This window comes from Bacillus sp. BR3(2024) (genome assembly GCF_039134555.1).
Lineage (GTDB): Bacteria > Bacillota > Bacilli > Bacillales > Bacillaceae_G > Bacillus_A > Bacillus_A cereus.
The window spans coordinates 3,699,367-3,717,243 of sequence record NZ_CP152433.1 but is presented as its reverse complement, the minus strand read 5'-3'; the positions used below and the strand labels follow the sequence as shown (position 1 = coordinate 3,717,243).

Sequence of the window (17,877 nt, the reverse complement as noted above, 5' to 3'; positions counted from 1 at the left end):
TTCATTGAGTTATTTTATGGCTTGGATGTGATAAAAATGATTTCTAGTATGACAGGGTTTGGAAGATCGAAAGTAGAAAGTGATACTTTTCAAATTACAGTAGAAATGAAATCGGTGAACCACCGTTTTTTAGAGATGAGTATTCGACTTCCTAAGCAAATGATGGTATTTGAGGACAAAATTCGTAAAATAATTGCACAGCAAGTTCGACGTGGACGCATCGAAGTGTCTATTAGTATAGCAGGTGAAGGACTTGTTGAAAGAAAATTAAGTGTGAATTGGTCACTTCTTGAGCAGTACCAATCGATGATGGAAGATATAAAAGGGAAATTTCAATTACAAGATTCTATTACACTCGAACAATTAATGGCAATGCCAGAAGTAACAGCAATTGAAGAAATAGAAAATGTAAATGAACATTTTGAGAACAGTTTATATGAGGCTGTTCGTCAAGCTGCTCATATGTTGAAAACGATGAGAGATGGCGAAGGAGAACGATTACATAAAGATATAGCGTATCGTTTACAAGAGATTAGCAATTGTGTAAATGCGATTATTCCACATGCACCAATTGTTACACAAAAATATCGTGAACGATTAGAAAATCGCTTAAAAGAATTACATAATCAAGATCTAGATGAACAAAGATTGCTAACAGAAGTCGCAATTTTTGCAGAGCGTTGTGATATTCATGAAGAGTTAGTTCGTTTGCAAAGTCATTTAGAGCAATTTCGTGAAACATTGCAGATTGAAGAGCCTGTTGGAAGGAAAATGGATTTCATCGTGCAAGAGATGCATAGAGAAATTAATACGATTGGTTCTAAGGCAAATGACTTAACAATTTCAAAATATGTTGTAGAAATGAAAAATAACCTTGAAAAAATTCGTGAACAAGTACAAAATATTGAGTAGCTTTCAAAAAATATATAAAGTTATACGTGGTGGAGAAATCGGATAGACTTACTAGGAGGCGCAAACTATGGCCATGCGGTTTTTAAATATTGGATACGGAAATATTGTATCTGCTCATCGAATTATTGCTATTGTAAGTCCGGAGTCAGCTCCTATTAAACGAACAGTACAAGAAGCACGCGAACATAATGCTTTGCTTGATGCTACGTATGGGAGAAAAACAAGGGCGGTTATTGTTATGGATGATGGGCATGTTGTATTAAGTCCAATTCAACCAGAGACGATTGCACATCGTTTGAATAATAAAGAAGATTTAAGTGAGGAAGGGTAGGTTTTACATATTTATGAGAAGTAGAAGAGGATTGCTCATCGTTCTTTCAGGGCCTTCTGGGGTTGGAAAAGGGACGGTTCGTAAAGAGCTGTTTAGCCATGAGGATACACGTTTTCAGTACTCTATTTCAGTAACGACACGTAAGCCGCGTGAAGGTGAAGTAGATGGTGTGGATTATTTCTTTAAAGAAAGAGAAGAATTCGAGGAAATGATTCGTAATGAAAAATTACTTGAGTGGGCTGAGTTCGTAGGTAATTATTACGGAACACCGATTGACTATGTTGAAAAAACATTACAAGAAGGAAAAGATGTATTCTTAGAAATTGAAGTGCAAGGAGCAATTCAAGTTAAGAAAGCTTTCCCAGAAGGTGTATTTATTTTCTTAGCACCTCCAAGTTTATCTGAACTAAAGAGCCGTATTGTCGGACGTGGTACAGAGACTGAAGATGTTATTGAAAATCGTTTAACTGTAGCGAAAGAAGAAATCGAGATGATGGACGCTTACGACTATGTAGTAGAAAACGATCAAGTTGAATTAGCTTGTGATAGAATTAAAGCAATTGTGGTTGGCGAACATTGCCGCCGCGAAAGGGTAGCAAAATATTATAAAGAAATGACGGAGGGTCTATAATTATGTTAAATCCATCAATTGACTCATTACTACAAAAAATCGATTCTAAGTACACTTTAGTAACAGTGGCTGCAAAACGCGCACGTGAAATGCAACTTGCTAATAACTGTGTTGTAGAAAAACCTGTTTCTCATAAATGTGTAGGTAAAGCATTAGAAGAAATCGATGCAGAAGCATTAAGCTACGTACCAAGTGAAGATAAAGTAGCTGAATAAGCCTTTGCCTTCGACAAAATAAAACATAGACTTTATAATTTTCTATGTAACGGTAACAACCTATTTACAAGTAGGTTGTTATTTTTTTACGAAAGGAATGAAATATCGGTACTGACGAGCTGAGAATTCTATTTCAGTATTATAAGTTTGAAAAAGAAAGAGGACGAGTCATATGCTAAAAGGGAAAAAGATACTTCTATGTGTAACAGGAGGCATTGCGGTTTTTAAAGCAGCTGCGTTAACGAGTAAATTGACACAATCTGGCGCGATTGTCAAAGTAATGATGAGTGAGTCGGCAATGAAGTTTGTTACGCCTCTTACATTCCAAGCGCTTTCTCGCCATGATGTATATACGGATACATTCGATGAGAAAGACTCAGCTGTTATTGCTCATATTGATTTAGCAGATTGGGCGGATGTTGTACTTGTCGCACCTGCTACTGCCAATTGTATTGGAAAGTTAGCTGGTGGTATTGCAGATGATATGATTACAACTACTTTGTTAGCTACTACAGCTCCGGTATGGATTGCGCCTGCTATGAATGTGCATATGTATGAAAATAAAATAGTTCAAAAAAATATGATGACATTGAAAACGCTAGGATATACATTTATTGAGCCTGGGGAAGGCTTTTTAGCATGTGGATATGTAGCGAAGGGACGACTAGAAGAACCTGAAGCAATTATTGCACGGTTAGAGGAAGCTTTCTCAGAACACAAACCATTGCAGGGAAAAAGAATATTAATAACTGCTGGCCCAACACGTGAAAAGGTTGATCCAGTTCGTTTTATGACGAATTTTTCTTCTGGGAAAATGGGGTATGCGATTGCGGAAGTGGCAGCGAATTTAGGCGCTGATGTTATACTCGTTTCAGGACCGACAGCATTAAATCCACCGTTACATGTAACGACAGTGCAAGTGGAATCTGCACAAGATATGTTAGAAGCAGTTCTTCAACATTATCAAAACGTAGACGTTGTCATTAAAACAGCAGCAGTTGCAGATTATCGTCCGAAATATGTGCATGAGAATAAAATGAAAAAGCAAAATGGTGATGCTGTCATTGAACTTGAAAGAACGGTGGATATTTTAAAAACGTTAGGTCAGAAAAAGGATAAACAGTTACTTATCGGTTTTGCTGCTGAAACGACAAATGTAGAGGAATATGCAACGAAAAAACTACGTGAGAAAAATGCAGATATGATTGTCGCGAATGATGTAAAAGCGCAAGGAGCTGGATTTGGCACGGATACGAATATTGTAACAATGTATAGAAAAGATGGAAAAGTTATTGAGTTGCCACTTTTAATGAAAAAAGAGGTAGCTCGTGAAATATTGAAGCAAATTGAAATGATGTTAGAAGATGATCGTTTATGAAATTTGCAAGTGTAATTGTTGATGTACCTGCCCGTCAGACAGATCGACCATTTGATTACATTATTCCTAAAAAATGGGAAGATATTGTACAGACAGGAATGCGTGTAGTAGTTCCGTTTGGGCCAAGAAAATTGCAAGGTTTTATTATTGGGATTAAAGATTCGGTGGATGTAGAAAGTAAGAAGTTAAAGACAATCCATGAAATATTAGATGTAACACCGGTTTTAAATGATGAATTATTAAAGCTTGGATATTGGCTTACAAGTGAAACGTTATGCTACATGATTTCAGCTTTTCAAGTGATGCTTCCAACTGCGATAAAAGCAACGTATAAAAAACGTCTACAACTTTGTAAACAGGAAGAAATAGCACCTGAAATACTATATTTATTTCAGGATAAAGAAGCAATTGATTTTGAAGTAATCGAGCAACAGCCACATTTATACCGAACTATTCAACAAGAAATTAAAAATGGTACGGTTGAAGTCGTTTATCAGGTGAAAGATAAAGTACAAAAGAAGAAGCAAAGAGTGGTTCAGCCGGAGTTGCCAGAAGATAAATTGGAATTAGCGGCATTTGAACTGAAAAGTAAAAAACAACAAGATGTACTTTATTATTTTGTGGAAAATTATAAAAGTACACCGTTGAAAGTAATTACAGAAGAGTTACAAATAACAGATGCTCCAATAAAAGCACTTGTTAAAAAGGGATTCATTTCAGAAAAGTATGTGGAAGTATACCGAAATCCGTATGACGATGATGATTTTGAACAAACAAAACCATTTCCACTTACGGAGGAACAAAAACAAGTTATTACACCGATTTTATCATCAATTACAAATGAAACTTATAATCCATTTTTACTATATGGTGTTACAGGAAGTGGAAAGACAGAAGTATATTTACAATCTATAGCAGCAGTGCTCAAGAAAGGAAAAGAAGCTATCGTTCTTGTTCCTGAAATTGCACTAACGCCCCAAATGGTGGATCGTTTTAAAGGTAGGTTTGGCTCGCAAGTTGCAGTTCTTCATAGTGCGTTGTCTGTTGGAGAAAAGTATGACGAGTGGCGTAAGATTTTAAGAAAAGAAGTGAAAGTTGTAGTTGGTGCGCGTTCAGCTGTTTTTGCGCCTTTTGAGAATTTAGGGATTATTATTATTGATGAAGAGCATGAATCAAGTTACAAACAAGAAGATAATCCGAGGTATCATGCAAGAGATGTAGCTGTCTGGAGAGGACAATATCATAAATGTCCTATCGTTCTTGGTAGTGCGACACCAACACTTGAATCGTTTGCAAGGGCGAAAAAAGGTGTTTATGAACTATTAACAATGGAAAAACGTATGAATGAACAAGCTTTACCAACGGTAGAGATTGTTGACATGCGAGAAGAACTTCGTGACGGGAATCGATCAATGTTTTCTAAGGCGCTGCATGAAAAAATAGCAGATCGATTAGAAAAGAAAGAACAAATGGTACTCTTTTTAAATAGAAGAGGTCATTCTACATTTGTTATGTGCCGTGATTGTGGGTATGTTGTCCAATGTCCGCATTGTGATATTTCATTGACATATCATAAAATGAATCATCGTTTAAAATGTCATTATTGTAGTTACGAAGAGAATATGCCAACTGAGTGTCCAGCTTGTCAAAGTACATACATTCGTTTCTTTGGTACAGGTACACAAAAGGTAGAAGAAGAAATTACAAAACTATTTCCAGAGGCACGAGTCATTCGAATGGATGTAGATACGACAAGTCGAAAAGGAATGCATGAAAAATTATTAAAGGCGTTTGGGGAAGAAAAAGCAGATATATTACTTGGAACACAAATGATTGCTAAAGGATTAGATTTTCCGAAAGTAACGCTCGTTGGGGTTTTAACTGCAGATACGATGCTTCACTTACCTGATTTTCGGGCGAGTGAAAAGACATATCAGTTATTGACGCAAGTAAGTGGACGAGCGGGTAGACATGAATTGCCAGGGGAAGTTGTGATTCAAACGTATACGCCAGAACATTACAGTATAGAGTTAGCGAAGAACCAACAATATGATGTGTTTTTTGACCAAGAAATGCAAATGAGACGAACAAGACAATATCCCCCATATTACTATGTTGTACTCGTAACTGTATCTCATCCAGAATTATTAAAAGCGGTACAAGTGACGGAAAAAATTGCCTCGTATTTACGAACGCATTGCTCACAGCAAACAATGGTGCTAGGACCAGTTGCTTCAGCGATTCCAAGGATAAAAGATAGATATCGTTATCAATGCATGATAAAATACAAACGGGAACCAAACTTAAAGAACGTGCTCAAAATGGTAAATGAACATTATCAAGCAGAAATGCAAAAAGAGCTACAAATCTCAATTGATTTTAATCCAACAATGTTAATGTAGCGGAGGGAAATATGGCAGTTTTAGAAATAATAAAGCATCCAAATGAAGTGTTAGAAACACCATGCGAAAGAGTAATTAACTTTGATAAAAAGTTAGTGAAATTGTTGAAAGATATGCATGAAACAATGTTAATTGCGGACGGAGTCGGTTTAGCTGCGCCTCAAGTAGGTGTAAGCTTGCAAGTAGCGGTTGTTGATGTAGATGATGATACTGGGAAAATCGAGTTAATCAATCCATCAATATTAGAAAAACGTGGTGAACAAGTAGGTCCCGAAGGCTGTTTAAGCTTCCCGGGACTTTATGGTGAAGTAGAACGTGCCGATTATATTAAAGTAAGAGCGCAAAATCGCCGTGGGAAAGTATTCTTATTAGAAGCGGAAGGATTTTTAGCGCGTGCAATTCAACATGAAATTGATCATTTACACGGTGTTTTATTTACATCGAAAGTGACAAGATATTATGAAGAAAACGAACTAGAATAGGTGTTAAAAGGAGCGGTTTTTAAATGATAAAAGTAGTGTTTATGGGAACACCGGACTTTTCAGTGCCGGTGCTTCGTCGTCTTATTGAAGATGGCTATGAGGTAGTAGGTGTTGTGACGCAACCTGATCGTCCAGTAGGTAGAAAAAAGGTATTAACACCTACACCTGTTAAAGTTGAAGCGGAAAAACATGGTATCCCTGTGTTACAGCCGTTAAAAATTCGTGAAAAAGATGAATATGAAAAAGTATTGGCATTAGAGCCAGATTTAATTGTAACAGCTGCATTTGGGCAGATTGTACCAAATGAAATTTTAGAAGCACCAAAGTATGGGTGTATTAATGTTCACGCTTCTTTACTTCCTGAACTTCGTGGTGGTGCACCAATTCATTATGCAATTATGGAAGGTAAAGAAAAAACAGGTATTACAATTATGTATATGGTAGAAAAATTGGATGCTGGTGATATCTTAACGCAAGTGGAAGTTGAAATTGAAGAGCGTGAAACGACAGGCTCATTATTTGATAAATTAAGTGAAGCAGGAGCACACCTTCTATCTAAAACAGTGCCTTTATTAATTCAAGGTAAGTTAGAACCGATTAAACAAAACGAAGAAGAAGTAACGTTTGCGTACAATATAAAACGTGAGCAAGAGAAAATTGATTGGACAAAAACAGGTGAAGAAGTATACAATCACATTCGCGGATTGAATCCATGGCCAGTTGCTTATACAACATTAGCAGGACAAGTTGTTAAAGTATGGTGGGGGGAAAAAGTGCCTATAACTGAACCGGCTGAAGCAGGTACGATTGTTGCAATCGAAGAAGATGGTTTTGTTGTAGCAACGAGTAATGAAACAGGTGTTAAAATTACTGAATTGCAACCTTCTGGTAAAAAGCGTATGAGTTGTTCACAATTTTTACGTGGAACAAAACCTGAAATTGGAACGAAGTTAGGAGAAAATGCATGAGACAAAATGTTCGTGAATTAGCTCTTGATGGTTTAATTCAAGTGGAAAAAAGTGGTGCATATAGCAACTTACTTTTAAATAATCTAATTGAAAAAAGTGCAATTGATAGAAAAGATATTGGTTTATTAACTGAAATTGTATATGGAACGATTCAACGTCGTGACACATTAGATTATTATTTACAGCCTTTTTTAAAAAAGAAGGTTGAGGCGTGGGTAAGAGTATTGCTTCGCTTATCTTTATATCAAATGATTTATTTAGACCGAGTGCCAGAAAGAGCGGCTATTCATGAAGCGGTTGAGATTGCAAAGCGTCGCGGGCATAAAGGAATTGCTGGTATGGTGAACGGTGTATTACGTTCGATTCAGAGAGAAGGTGTACCTTCTGTAGATGAAATCAAGGATCCAGTAGAACGTCTTGCAATTACAACAAGTCATCCAGTTTGGCTTGTCCAAGAGTGGACTTCAGAATACGGTTTAGAAACTGCAGAAAAAATGTGCGAAGTAAACATGTTACCCCCTGTACCAACAGCGCGTGTGAATGTTGATAAGGTAACTGTAGAAGAAGCGATTGAGTTGTTGGCAAGTGAAGGTATAGAAGCAAAACGTGGTGACTTATCAGATGATGCTATTCAGATTGAAAGAGGAAATGTAGCGCATACAGAAGCGTTTAAAAAAGGATTTCTTTCTATTCAAGATGAAAGTTCTATGCTTGTAGCACGCGCTTTAGAACCGAATACGGGAGATGCAGTTCTTGATAGTTGTGCTGCTCCAGGCGGAAAAACAACGCATATCGCGGAACGATTAAAGGGAACTGGTAAGGTCATGTCCCTTGATTTACATGCACACAAAGTACGTTTAATTAAACAGCAAGCAGAGCGACTTGGTCTAGAAAATGTCGAAACTAAAGCGCTAGATGCTAGAAAAGTGCAAGAGCACTTTGCAAATGAAACGTTTGATAAAATATTGGTAGATGCACCGTGTTCTGGATTTGGTGTAATTAGACGTAAACCTGATATTAAGTTAGGAAAAGATAAAGGCGATAGTGAAAGATTATCGACGATTCAAATTGCAATACTAGAAAAAATAGCACCATTATTAAAACAAGGCGGTCGTCTTGTTTATAGTACGTGCACAATTGAGAAAATAGAAAATGAACAAGTAATAGAGAAATTTTTACAAGAACATCCTGAATTTGAATGGGATACTACGCTTAAAGAGCGTATGCCAGAAAAATTAACTCCGTATATTGATGAAGGTCAAGTGCAAATTTTACCGCATTATTTTGCGACGGATGGCTTTTATATTGCTTGTTTAAGGAAGAAGGTGTAGCATCATGGAAACGACTGTAAGAAAACAAAAGAAAAATTTAGAAACGAAGAAACCATCAATTTACTCTTTACAACTTCATGAAATGCAAGATTGGTTAAAGGAACAAGGAGAACCGAAGTTCCGTGCTGGACAAATTTTTGATTGGTTATATAAAAAACGTGTAAAAAATTATGAGGATATGTCAAACCTTTCTAAAGGATTGCGTGATAAATTGTCGAATTCCTTTGATATTACTACTTTAAAAACGTTAGTAAAACAAACGTCTTCGGATGGAACAATTAAATTCTTATTCCAATTATATGACGGATATTCTATTGAAACGGTATTAATGCGACACGAATATGGAAATTCCATTTGTGTAACAACGCAAGTTGGTTGTCGTATTGGGTGTACGTTCTGTGCTTCGACACTTGGTGGATTAAAGCGAAACCTAGAAGCTGGAGAAATCGTAGCGCAAGTAGTAGAAGTTCAGCGTGCGCTTGATGAAACAGAAGAACGTGTAAGTTCTCTTGTTGTTATGGGGATTGGAGAACCATTTGATAACTATGATAATTTAATGGGATTCTTACGCATCATTAACCATGAAAAAGGACTTCATATTGGTGCGAGACATATGACTGTTTCGACGAGTGGAATTATCCCGAAAATTTATAAGTTTGCTGAAGAAGATCTACAAATTAATTTTGCGATTTCATTGCATGCTCCAAACTCAGAATTACGTTCAAAATTAATGCCGATTAACCGTGCTTATAAATTACCAGATTTAATGGAAGCTATTAAATACTATGTAAATAGAACAGGGCGTCGTATTACTTTTGAATATGGATTATTTGGAGGAGAAAATGACCAAGTAGAGCATGCTGAAGAGCTTGCTGCGCTCTTAAAAGGTGTAAAATGTCATGTGAACTTGATTCCGGTAAACTACGTACCTGAACGTGATTATGTACGTACGCCACGTGAACAAATTTTCTTGTTCGAAAAAACGTTAAAAGATCGTGGAGTGAATGTAACGATTCGCCGTGAACAAGGTCATGATATTGATGCAGCCTGCGGTCAGTTGCGTGCGAAGGAGCGCAAAGAAGAGACGAGGTGACGAGATGAAAGCCGTATTTCTATCGGATAAAGGAAAAGTTCGTCAACATAATGAAGATAGTGCAGGAGTTTTTCACAATTTAGATGGAAATGTATTAGCGGTAGTAGCAGATGGAATGGGAGGTCATCGAGCTGGTGATGTAGCTAGCTCGATGGCCATTCAATTATTCCATGATTATTGGAAGCAAACACATAATATGAATGAGCCGAAAAAAGTAGAACAATGGTTACATACTAGTGTTGGGATTATTAATGAGCGTATATATGAATATGCTCAGCAAAATGCAGAATGTAATGGTATGGGAACAACGCTTATAATAGCTGTTTGTACACCAAGCTTTGTGACAATAGGGCATATAGGAGATAGTCGTTGCTATATGGTATCAGAAGGAGAAATGACGCTAGTAACGGAAGATCATTCGCTTGTAAATGAGCTTGTGAAACATGGTGAAATTTCAAAGGAAGACGCAGAGTATCATCCGAAAAAGAATGTGTTATTAAGAGCATTAGGAACAGAAGAAAAAGTTGGGTTAGATGTTAAAACGTTGGTGATTGAGGAAGATGATCAATTACTTCTTTGCTCTGATGGGTTATCAAACAAAGTTTCTATTGATGATATGCGACAAATTTTACAGTTAAATGAACAGCTTGAAGGTAAAGGGCAGTGTCTCATTCAATTGGCAAATGATCGCGGTGGAGAAGATAATATCACACTTGTTCTTATTGATTATGCGGGTTCGACAAACGAAAGTAGGTGAAGTGCAACGTGCTGATTGGAAAACGCTTAAATGACCGTTATAAGCTGCTGAAAATGATTGGTGGTGGCGGAATGGCCAATGTATATTTAGCTCATGATGATATACTTGGCCGAGATGTAGCGGTAAAAATATTAAGACTCGACTACTCAAATAACGAAGAGTTTATTAAACGTTTCCATCGAGAAGCGCAGTCTGTTACAACGTTGTCGCATCCAAATATTGTGAATATGTATGATGTCGGAGAAGAAGATGGTATATACTATCTTGTCATGGAATATGTACCAGGACAAACATTGAAGCAATACATAATTGAGCGAGGGATGTTACCTATAGGAGAAGCTCTTGATATTATGGAGCAGTTAACATCCGCTATGGCACACGCCCATCATTTTGAAATTGTGCATCGTGATATAAAGCCGCACAATATTTTAATTCGAGCTGATGGAATAATAAAAGTAACAGATTTTGGAATTGCGACAGCTACAAGTGCAACAACAATTACACATACAAATTCAGTGCTCGGTTCAGTCCATTATTTATCACCAGAACAGGCACGTGGCGGAATAGCAAATAAACAATCAGATATCTATTCTCTTGGGATAGTTATGTTTGAATTGTTAACAGGAAGACAACCGTTTTCTGGCGAATCTGCTGTTGCTATAGCTTTAAAACATTTACAAAGTGAAATCCCATCACCAAAAAGATGGAATGAAAATATTCCGCAAAGTGTTGAAAATATTATATTAAAAGCAACTGCAAAAGATCCGTTCCATCGATATCAATCTGCCAATGCGATGAAGCGAGATATTGAAACTGCGCTATATCCAGAGAGGATAAATGAGCAACCGTTTTACATACCAGAAGATATGGAAGCGACGAAAGCGATTCCGATTATTCAACAAGAACAATTATTTGAAAATGTAAGTGATGAAACGATTGTTTTAAAAGGGAGTAAGGTGGAAGAACCGATAAGAGCAGAAGCAGCTGAGTTAGATAAGAAGAAAAAACGGAGTAACAAGTGGCTTAAAGTTTTAATTTCAACATTTTTATTTTTAGCAATAGGAATAACATTAGCGCTTACGGTTATTCCAGGATTATTTATTCCGAAAGATGTGAAAGTTCCTGATGTGGCTGGTATGAAATACACGACAGCTGTAAATACATTAGTAGAAAAGGGCTTTGAGGTGACGGAGCCTAATATTGTATATACAGATGATGTTGAAGTTGGGGATGTAATAAAAACGGACCCTGTAGCAGGAAGAGTCGTAAAAGAAAACGCTAAAATTACTATCTATCAATCAGGTGGGAAAAAGAAAAGTAAGATGGCGAATTTCACAGGGCAAAACTTTGAGAGTGTAAAAGCTGAGTTAGAAGAAAAATATAAACAAGTTACAGTAAATTATATTGAAAATGATAAGCCGAAAGGTGAAATTGTAGAGCAAATTCCGACGCCTGATCAAATGGTTATAGAAGCGGAGCAAGAACTGAAAATCTGGGTAAGTAAAGGTCCTTATCAAATTAGACCAGGTGACTTTTCGGGGTGGACTGAAAATAGTGTAACTGGTTATTTGAATGAGAGAAAACTAACGTCAGATATAAAACGAGAGTATTCAGATACAGTCGAAAAAGGACTTGTAATTTCGCAATTTCCAAAACCAGGTACACCATTAAAAGAGGGAGATAAAGTAACTATTATTATCTCTGATGGTCAAAAGCCTAAAGTGACTAAAACGGTAAAATTGGACAATATCTCTATCCCATATGAGCCTGCTGTAACAGGTGAAAAAAAGCCGCAAACAATAGAAATTTATAAAGAAGACATGCAGCAAAAAATGGATAGACCGGTTGAAACGAGAACAATTACTGAATCAGCGACTATTTCTTTAGAATTTGTAATTCAAGAAGGTTCAAAGGGACACTATAAAATTGTACGAGATGGAGTAACGATTATTGATAAAGAAGTACCATATCCAACTCAATAATAGTGAAAGTCTACTTATTATTATTGCCTGTTATGCTGTCTACAAAGTGGACGGTATAGCAGGCAAAAATATATGATTCAAAAAGCTAGTAACGTGATGCAGCTGTAAATATTTTTTTGCATTTAATGGGAAATTTAATGTATATTAGCGAAAGTATATATGGTAGGTTTTGAAATCGTTATTTAGAAAATTTAAATCCATTCATTTTTAAATTCAGCATCACCTTATACAAAAAAGGAGAATTCTATGCCACAAGGAAAAATTATAAAAGCTTTAAGTGGGTTTTATTACGTGCAGCATGAAGAAGGGGTTACGCAATGTCGTGGACGAGGTGTATTTAGAAAAAATAAAATTACACCACTTGTAGGAGACCAAGTTGTTTTTCAGGCAGATAATCCAACTGAAGGTTATGTGCTTGAAGTGTTTGATCGAAAAAATGAACTTGTTAGACCTCCTATTGCTAATGTCGATCAAGCGATCCTTGTGTTCTCTGCAGTAGAACCAGATTTTAATCCTGGACTGTTAGATCGATTTTTAGTGCTGATTGAATATCATAACATTAAGCCAATTATTTGTATTAGCAAGATGGATTTAGTAGATGAAAAGATGAAAGCAACTGTTGAAGCTTATGCGAATGATTATCGTGAGATGGGTTATGATGTTTTATTTACTTCTATTAATACGTCAGAAAGTATTGATATATTAAAACCATACTTAGAAAATTGTGTTTCTGTCGTTGCGGGTCAATCTGGTGTGGGGAAATCTTCAATGCTTAATGTGCTACGTCCAGAATTAGAGCTGAAAACAAATGATATTTCCTCCCATTTAGGACGCGGGAAGCATACGACAAGACACGTAGAATTAATTGCAATTGGGAGTGGACTAGTAGCAGATACACCGGGTTTTAGTTCACTAGATTTCATTGATATAGAAGTAGAAGATCTTACATATTGTTTTCCAGAGTTGAAAGAAGCGAGCCAATACTGTAAATTTAGAGGGTGTACACATCTTTCTGAACCGAAATGTGCGGTGAAAGCTGCGGTTGAAGAAGGGAAGATTACAGAATATCGCTATAAGAACTATAAACAATTCGTAGAAGAAATTAGAGAGAGAAAGCCGAGGTATTAGTTATGATTAAAATTGCACCATCGATTTTATCAGCAGATTTTTCAAAATTAGGGGAAGAGATTAAAGATGTAGAAAAGGGCGGAGCGGATTACATTCACGTTGACGTAATGGATGGACATTTCGTACCAAATATTACGATTGGACCGTTAATTGTAGAAGCTATCCGTCCAATTACATCATTACCATTAGATGTACATTTAATGATTGAAAATCCTGATAACTATATCCCGACTTTCGCACAAGCGGGAGCGGATATTATTACTGTTCACGTAGAGGCGTGTCCACATCTACATCGTACAATTCAGTTAATTAAATCTCATGGTATTAAAGCGGGCGTTGTATTAAATCCACATACGCCAGTTTCAGTAATTGAGCATGTATTAGAAGATATAGATATGGTATTACTTATGACAGTAAACCCTGGATTTGGTGGACAGAAGTTTATCCATTCTGTATTACCGAAAATTAAACAAGTTGCAGACATGGTGAAAGAGCGCAATCTAGAAGTAGAAATTGAAGTTGATGGTGGTGTAAATGCTGAAACAGCAAGACTTTGTGTGGAAGCAGGAGCAAATGTACTTGTAGCTGGATCAGCAGTATACAATCAAAAAGACCGCGGTGAAGCAATTCGCTTAATTCGTGGGTAGTGATGAACTTTATCCTAGTAAGGTATTCATAGGATAGCGTAAAAATATGTAAAAAGGCAATCTACCGAATGGCAGATTGCCTTTTTACAATGGAAGGGGAAGAAAAAATGATTATTCATATTTTGGCAGGAGGACCTTCGGAATATTGTGCAGATTTTGCTCGATATGAGGATGAGGAAGTAGTGTGGGCAGCGGTTGATAGGGGAGTATACCGTCTATTAAAGAAAGGGATTACACCGGCTGTTGCGTTTGGAGATTACGATTCAGTTACCGAAGAAGAATTAGTATGGATGGGACAGCAAACGAACGAATTACATATTGTTCCGCGAGAAAAAGATCAAACGGATTTAGAAATTGCAATTAACTGGGCATTAGGACAGAAGCCGGCACTAATTCGTATTTTTGGTGCTACCGGTGGAAGGCTTGATCACGGTTTGGCAAATATACAGATGCTTTTAAAAGGGTTAGAAGTAGAGATAGAAATGTGTATTGTGGACAATAAAAATGAAATAACAGTTAAAAAAGTGGGTACACATATAATTGAAGAAAATAAAAATTTTCCTTATGTATCTTTTGTACCAGTTACTGAAATAGTGGAAGGGATTACATTGTTTGGTTTTAAGTACCCGCTTACTAATAAAACAATAGAGTGGGGATCAACACTTTGTATTAGTAACGAACTCGTTGAGGAAAAAGGTACTTTTTCATTTACTTCTGGCATATTAATGTTGATAAGAAGCACTGATTGAAGAAACAATTTTGCTCCTTACATCATATAGTGACCAAGTGGAGTAATGGGGATTAGGAGGGAAACCATGAGATTTTATACAATTAAGTTACCTAAATTTCTTGGTGGAATTGTTCGTGCAATGTTAAATACCTTCAAAAAAGATTAAAAAAAGCACCTATCACCGGTGCTTTTTCCATTGTTATAGTAAAAAAAGAGCCTATCGGCTCTTTTTTTTATTATTAAACACGTTCGATTTTGCCAGATTTTAATGCTCTAGCAGAAACGTAAACACGTTGAACTTTTCCGTCGATGCGTACGCGAACTTTTTGAAGGTTAGCGCCCCACTTACGTTTTGTAGCGTTCATTGCGTGAGAACGAGAGTTACCAGAACGAGCTTTTCTTCCAGTAATAGCACAAACACGAGCCATTTATATTTCCCTCCCTTGATACCTTACCATACGTAATTTTTCAATGTTAGTCTTTTATGCGATGCTAAAAACACTACTATAATTTAACACAACTAAAAAGAGAATGCAACACCGTAGAAAAAAGAAATCAAGAAAATTTACTTGACACTATATGTCAATGAAGAAAAGTTGAAATCCATAAAAATTGCTTGACATATTATAGTGGTACATGTTGTATAATAACAATGGACTATTTTGCTCATCATAAAAAAGTGTAATTTAAAACATAAAATATGAGAGTGAAAAGAAAGAACGATGGAATTTTCTTTAAAAAGATTATATGATAGTAACTAAAGTAGTCTAGCTCACTTTCACCATTTATGAAGGGGGAAACGAGATGTCAATTGAAATTAAAACGAAGTACGGTCAAATTGATATTAGTACAGATGTAATTGCAACAATTGCTGGAGGTGCCGCGGTAGATTGCTACGGTATCGTAGGTATGGCATCAAAAAATCAGTTAAAAGATGGATTAACAGACATTTTACGAAAAGAAAACTTCACTAGAGGTGTTATTGTTCGTAAAGATGAAGATGAAGTACATATTGATATGTATATTATTGTGAGCTATGGTACGAAAATTTCAGAAGTGGCACATAATGTGCAGACGAAAGTGAAATATACATTAGATCAAACTGTAGGACTAGCAGTAGATTCTGTAAACATCTACGTACAAGGAGTTAAAGTAATAAACTTGTAATGTGCATTAAGGAGGAAAATCTGTGTCAATTCAAAAAATTGATGGAAAACGTTTATCACAAATGATCATGCAAGGAGCGAATAATTTAACAAATAATGTTCAGCTTGTTGATGCATTAAACGTATTTCCAGTTCCAGATGGCGATACCGGTACAAACATGAACTTATCTATGACTTCAGGTGCGCGTGAAGTGAAAGCAAATCCTTCACAGCATGCTGGTAAAGTCGGCGTAAGTTTAGCCAAAGGATTATTAATGGGAGCTCGTGGTAACTCTGGAGTTATTTTATCTCAGTTGTTCCGTGGTTTCTCTAAATCCATTGAACAAAAAGAAGAATTAACAACAGTTGATTTTGCTGCAGCACTAGAAGCTGGAGTAGAGGCGGCTTATAAAGCGGTTATGAAACCGATTGAAGGAACGATTTTAACGGTTGCAAGAGAAACGGGTAAATATGCAGTAACAGTTGCGAAAAAACAGCGCGACTTTGTTTTGTTTATGGAAGACGTTGTGAAAGAAGCAAACGCATCGTTAAATCGTACGCCAGATTTATTACCTGTATTAAAACAAGTTGGCGTTGTAGATAGCGGTGGTAAAGGTCTTGTAGTGGTATACGAAGGGTTTTTAGCTGACTTAAAAGGAGAAACGATTTCTTCTGATGCACCGACGCAACCATCTATGAATGAAATGGTACGCGCAGAACATCACCGTAGTGTACAAAGCCAATTGAGTACAGAAGATATTAAGTATGGATATTGTACGGAGTTCATGGTGAAATTAGAGGCTGAAAAGGTGAAAGAGCATAATTTCTCTGAACAAAAATTCCGTGAAGATATTAGTGTATATGGTGATTCTCTACTAGTTGTGTCTGATGATGAAATTGTAAAAGTTCATATCCATGCAGAACATCCTGGAGACGCTATGAACTACGGGCAAAAATACGGTAGTTTAATTAAGATTAAAGTAGAAAATATGCGTGAACAGCATACTGCTTTGTTAGATGAACCTACTATGGTTCCTGAGCAACCAGCTCAATCGAAAGAAAAACAACCATATGGTATCGTAACTGTAGCTATGGGTTCTGGTATTAAAACTTTATTTGAGAGCATTGGCGCAACGAAAGTTATCGAAGGTGGTCAAACGATGAATCCAAGTACGGAGGATATCGTGAAGGCAATTGAAGAAGCAAATGCTGAAAAAATCATTATTTTACCGAATAACGGAAATATTGTAATGGCAGCAGAACAAGCGGCATCAGTTGTAGATCAAGAAGTTATTGTTGTTCGTTCGAAAACAGTTCCTCAAGGTATGGCAGCAATGTTAGCATTTAACCCAGTTGGAACGTTAGAAGAGAATGAAGAAAACATGCAAGAAGCTTTATCTCATGTGAAAACAGGTCAAATTACGTATGCTGTACGTGATACGGAAATTGATGGTGTAGCAATTCAAAAAGATGATTTCATGTGTATTGCAGATGGGAAAATTGTATCTACAAATGCTGAAAAGGTAGGAGCTGCGAAGCAATTACTAGAAGCGCTTATTGATGAAGATTCTGAAATCGTAACGATTCTACAAGGGGAAGATGCAACTGATGAAGAAGTAGCGGAGTTAGTTGAATTTGTAGAAGAGAAATTTGAAGATGCAGAAGTAGAAGTACATGCTGGAAACCAACCAGTGTATTCTTTCATCTTCTCTGTAGAATAAGATAAGATTCGTTTTGAAAATAAA

General features: G+C 36.5%; 19 protein-coding genes. 18 read left to right on the top strand and 1 reads right to left on the bottom strand.

Annotated elements, in window-relative coordinates; all coding sequences use genetic code 11:
- The first annotated feature begins 36 nt into the window (after nt 1-36).
- The 16 genes from V7S45_RS18940 to spoVM all read left to right on the top strand — a co-directional run bounded on the left by V7S45_RS18940 (nt 37) and on the right by spoVM (nt 15,153).
- Nucleotides 37-912, top strand: coding sequence for a YicC/YloC family endoribonuclease (locus tag V7S45_RS18940; RefSeq protein ID WP_000625866.1), 876 nt, complete (start codon nt 37-39; stop codon nt 910-912).
- Between the two features lie 67 nt (nt 913-979).
- Complete coding sequence (locus tag V7S45_RS18935) at nt 980-1,243, top strand: DUF370 domain-containing protein (protein ID WP_001251456.1); 264 nt, start codon at nt 980-982, stop codon at nt 1,241-1,243.
- Between the two features lie 13 nt (nt 1,244-1,256).
- The gene (gmk, locus tag V7S45_RS18930) at nt 1,257-1,874 is read left to right on the top strand and encodes a guanylate kinase (protein ID WP_001257741.1); all 618 of its coding nucleotides are present in this window, start codon (nt 1,257-1,259) and stop codon (nt 1,872-1,874) included.
- A gap of 2 nt (nt 1,875-1,876) precedes the next feature.
- Nucleotides 1,877-2,089, top strand: a complete 213-nt coding sequence (gene rpoZ / locus V7S45_RS18925) for a DNA-directed RNA polymerase subunit omega (protein ID WP_000933960.1) — start codon at nt 1,877-1,879, stop codon at nt 2,087-2,089.
- 172 nt (nt 2,090-2,261) lie between these two features.
- Nucleotides 2,262-3,467 (top strand): bifunctional phosphopantothenoylcysteine decarboxylase/phosphopantothenate--cysteine ligase CoaBC, encoded by a 1,206-nt coding sequence (gene coaBC, locus V7S45_RS18920; RefSeq protein ID WP_000911750.1) that lies wholly within the window; start codon nt 2,262-2,264, stop codon nt 3,465-3,467.
- Nucleotides 3,464-5,869 (top strand): primosomal protein N', encoded by a 2,406-nt coding sequence (priA, locus tag V7S45_RS18915; protein ID WP_000666720.1) that lies wholly within the window; start codon nt 3,464-3,466, stop codon nt 5,867-5,869. The genes coaBC and priA overlap by 4 nt, the downstream gene beginning before the upstream one ends.
- Before the next feature lie 11 nt (nt 5,870-5,880).
- A complete protein-coding gene (gene def / locus V7S45_RS18910) occupies nt 5,881-6,351 on the top strand; it encodes a peptide deformylase (RefSeq protein ID WP_000279455.1) in 471 nt (156 codons plus the stop codon).
- A gap of 23 nt (nt 6,352-6,374) precedes the next feature.
- Complete coding sequence (gene fmt / locus V7S45_RS18905) at nt 6,375-7,319, top strand: methionyl-tRNA formyltransferase (protein WP_000598804.1); 945 nt, start codon at nt 6,375-6,377, stop codon at nt 7,317-7,319.
- Entirely contained in the window at nt 7,316-8,650 is a 1,335-nt protein-coding gene (gene rsmB, locus V7S45_RS18900) for a 16S rRNA (cytosine(967)-C(5))-methyltransferase RsmB (RefSeq protein WP_001249666.1), read from the top strand. Before fmt ends, rsmB begins: the two co-directional genes overlap by 4 nt.
- 4 nt (nt 8,651-8,654) lie before the next feature.
- Nucleotides 8,655-9,743 carry a 23S rRNA (adenine(2503)-C(2))-methyltransferase RlmN gene (gene rlmN / locus V7S45_RS18895; protein WP_000450540.1) on the top strand — a complete coding sequence of 363 codons (1,089 nt, stop codon included), beginning with the start codon at nt 8,655-8,657 and terminating at the stop codon, nt 9,741-9,743.
- Between the two features lie 4 nt (nt 9,744-9,747).
- Nucleotides 9,748-10,500, top strand: a complete 753-nt coding sequence (locus V7S45_RS18890) for a Stp1/IreP family PP2C-type Ser/Thr phosphatase (RefSeq protein WP_000648703.1) — start codon at nt 9,748-9,750, stop codon at nt 10,498-10,500.
- An 8-nt stretch (nt 10,501-10,508) separates the two neighbouring features.
- Nucleotides 10,509-12,482 (top strand): Stk1 family PASTA domain-containing Ser/Thr kinase, encoded by a 1,974-nt coding sequence (pknB, locus tag V7S45_RS18885; protein WP_000904747.1) that lies wholly within the window; start codon nt 10,509-10,511, stop codon nt 12,480-12,482.
- A gap of 246 nt (nt 12,483-12,728) precedes the next feature.
- A complete protein-coding gene (rsgA, locus tag V7S45_RS18880; protein WP_001135536.1) occupies nt 12,729-13,610 on the top strand; it encodes a ribosome small subunit-dependent GTPase A in 882 nt (293 codons plus the stop codon).
- A gap of 2 nt (nt 13,611-13,612) precedes the next feature.
- Nucleotides 13,613-14,257, top strand: coding sequence for a ribulose-phosphate 3-epimerase (gene rpe, locus V7S45_RS18875; protein ID WP_071741402.1), 645 nt, complete (start codon nt 13,613-13,615; stop codon nt 14,255-14,257).
- A gap of 68 nt (nt 14,258-14,325) precedes the next feature.
- Nucleotides 14,326-15,006, top strand: a complete 681-nt coding sequence (locus V7S45_RS18870) for a thiamine diphosphokinase (RefSeq protein WP_002026234.1) — start codon at nt 14,326-14,328, stop codon at nt 15,004-15,006.
- Nucleotides 15,007-15,072: 66 nt separating this feature from the next.
- A complete protein-coding gene (gene spoVM / locus V7S45_RS18865) occupies nt 15,073-15,153 on the top strand; it encodes a stage V sporulation protein SpoVM (RefSeq protein WP_001213599.1) in 81 nt (26 codons plus the stop codon).
- A gap of 73 nt (nt 15,154-15,226) precedes the next feature.
- On the opposite strand, the gene rpmB is transcribed toward spoVM, so the two are convergent.
- Nucleotides 15,227-15,415 carry a 50S ribosomal protein L28 gene (rpmB, locus tag V7S45_RS18860; protein WP_000124776.1) on the bottom strand — a complete coding sequence of 63 codons (189 nt, stop codon included), beginning with the start codon at nt 15,413-15,415 and terminating at the stop codon, nt 15,227-15,229.
- A gap of 376 nt (nt 15,416-15,791) precedes the next feature.
- Here rpmB and V7S45_RS18855 point away from each other — a divergent pair, with 376 nt between their 5' ends.
- Nucleotides 15,792-16,154 (top strand): Asp23/Gls24 family envelope stress response protein, encoded by a 363-nt coding sequence (locus V7S45_RS18855; protein WP_000021109.1) that lies wholly within the window; start codon nt 15,792-15,794, stop codon nt 16,152-16,154.
- A gap of 22 nt (nt 16,155-16,176) precedes the next feature.
- On the top strand, nt 16,177-17,853 hold the full coding sequence (locus V7S45_RS18850; RefSeq protein ID WP_000027129.1) for a DAK2 domain-containing protein: 1,677 nt from the start codon (nt 16,177-16,179) through the stop codon (nt 17,851-17,853).
- Nucleotides 17,854-17,877 lie beyond the last annotated feature (24 nt).

Excerpts from the sequence above, each read along its gene's own strand:
- def (WP_000279455.1), top strand. The coding sequence starts at position 5,881 with ATGGCAGTTTTAGAAATAATAAAGCATCCAAATGAAGTGTTAGAAACA.
- rpoZ (WP_000933960.1), top strand. The coding sequence starts at position 1,877 with ATGTTAAATCCATCAATTGACTCATTACTACAAAAAATCGATTCTAAG.
- rpmB (WP_000124776.1), bottom strand. The coding sequence starts at position 15,415 with ATGGCTCGTGTTTGTGCTATTACTGGAAGAAAAGCTCGTTCTGGTAAC.
- V7S45_RS18890 (WP_000648703.1), top strand. The coding sequence starts at position 9,748 with ATGAAAGCCGTATTTCTATCGGATAAAGGAAAAGTTCGTCAACATAAT.
- spoVM (WP_001213599.1), top strand. The coding sequence starts at position 15,073 with ATGAGATTTTATACAATTAAGTTACCTAAATTTCTTGGTGGAATTGTT.
- V7S45_RS18870 (WP_002026234.1), top strand. The coding sequence starts at position 14,326 with ATGGCAGATTGCCTTTTTACAATGGAAGGGGAAGAAAAAATGATTATT.
- rsmB (WP_001249666.1), top strand. The coding sequence starts at position 7,316 with ATGAGACAAAATGTTCGTGAATTAGCTCTTGATGGTTTAATTCAAGTG.
- V7S45_RS18935 (WP_001251456.1), top strand. The coding sequence starts at position 980 with ATGGCCATGCGGTTTTTAAATATTGGATACGGAAATATTGTATCTGCT.
- V7S45_RS18855 (WP_000021109.1), top strand. The coding sequence starts at position 15,792 with ATGTCAATTGAAATTAAAACGAAGTACGGTCAAATTGATATTAGTACA.
- priA (WP_000666720.1), top strand. The coding sequence starts at position 3,464 with ATGAAATTTGCAAGTGTAATTGTTGATGTACCTGCCCGTCAGACAGAT.
- fmt (WP_000598804.1), top strand. The coding sequence starts at position 6,375 with ATGATAAAAGTAGTGTTTATGGGAACACCGGACTTTTCAGTGCCGGTG.
- V7S45_RS18940 (WP_000625866.1), top strand. The coding sequence starts at position 37 with ATGATTTCTAGTATGACAGGGTTTGGAAGATCGAAAGTAGAAAGTGAT.
- rsgA (WP_001135536.1), top strand. The coding sequence starts at position 12,729 with ATGCCACAAGGAAAAATTATAAAAGCTTTAAGTGGGTTTTATTACGTG.
- coaBC (WP_000911750.1), top strand. The coding sequence starts at position 2,262 with ATGCTAAAAGGGAAAAAGATACTTCTATGTGTAACAGGAGGCATTGCG.
- gmk (WP_001257741.1), top strand. The coding sequence starts at position 1,257 with ATGAGAAGTAGAAGAGGATTGCTCATCGTTCTTTCAGGGCCTTCTGGG.
- rpe (WP_071741402.1), top strand. The coding sequence starts at position 13,613 with ATGATTAAAATTGCACCATCGATTTTATCAGCAGATTTTTCAAAATTA.
- rlmN (WP_000450540.1), top strand. The coding sequence starts at position 8,655 with ATGGAAACGACTGTAAGAAAACAAAAGAAAAATTTAGAAACGAAGAAA.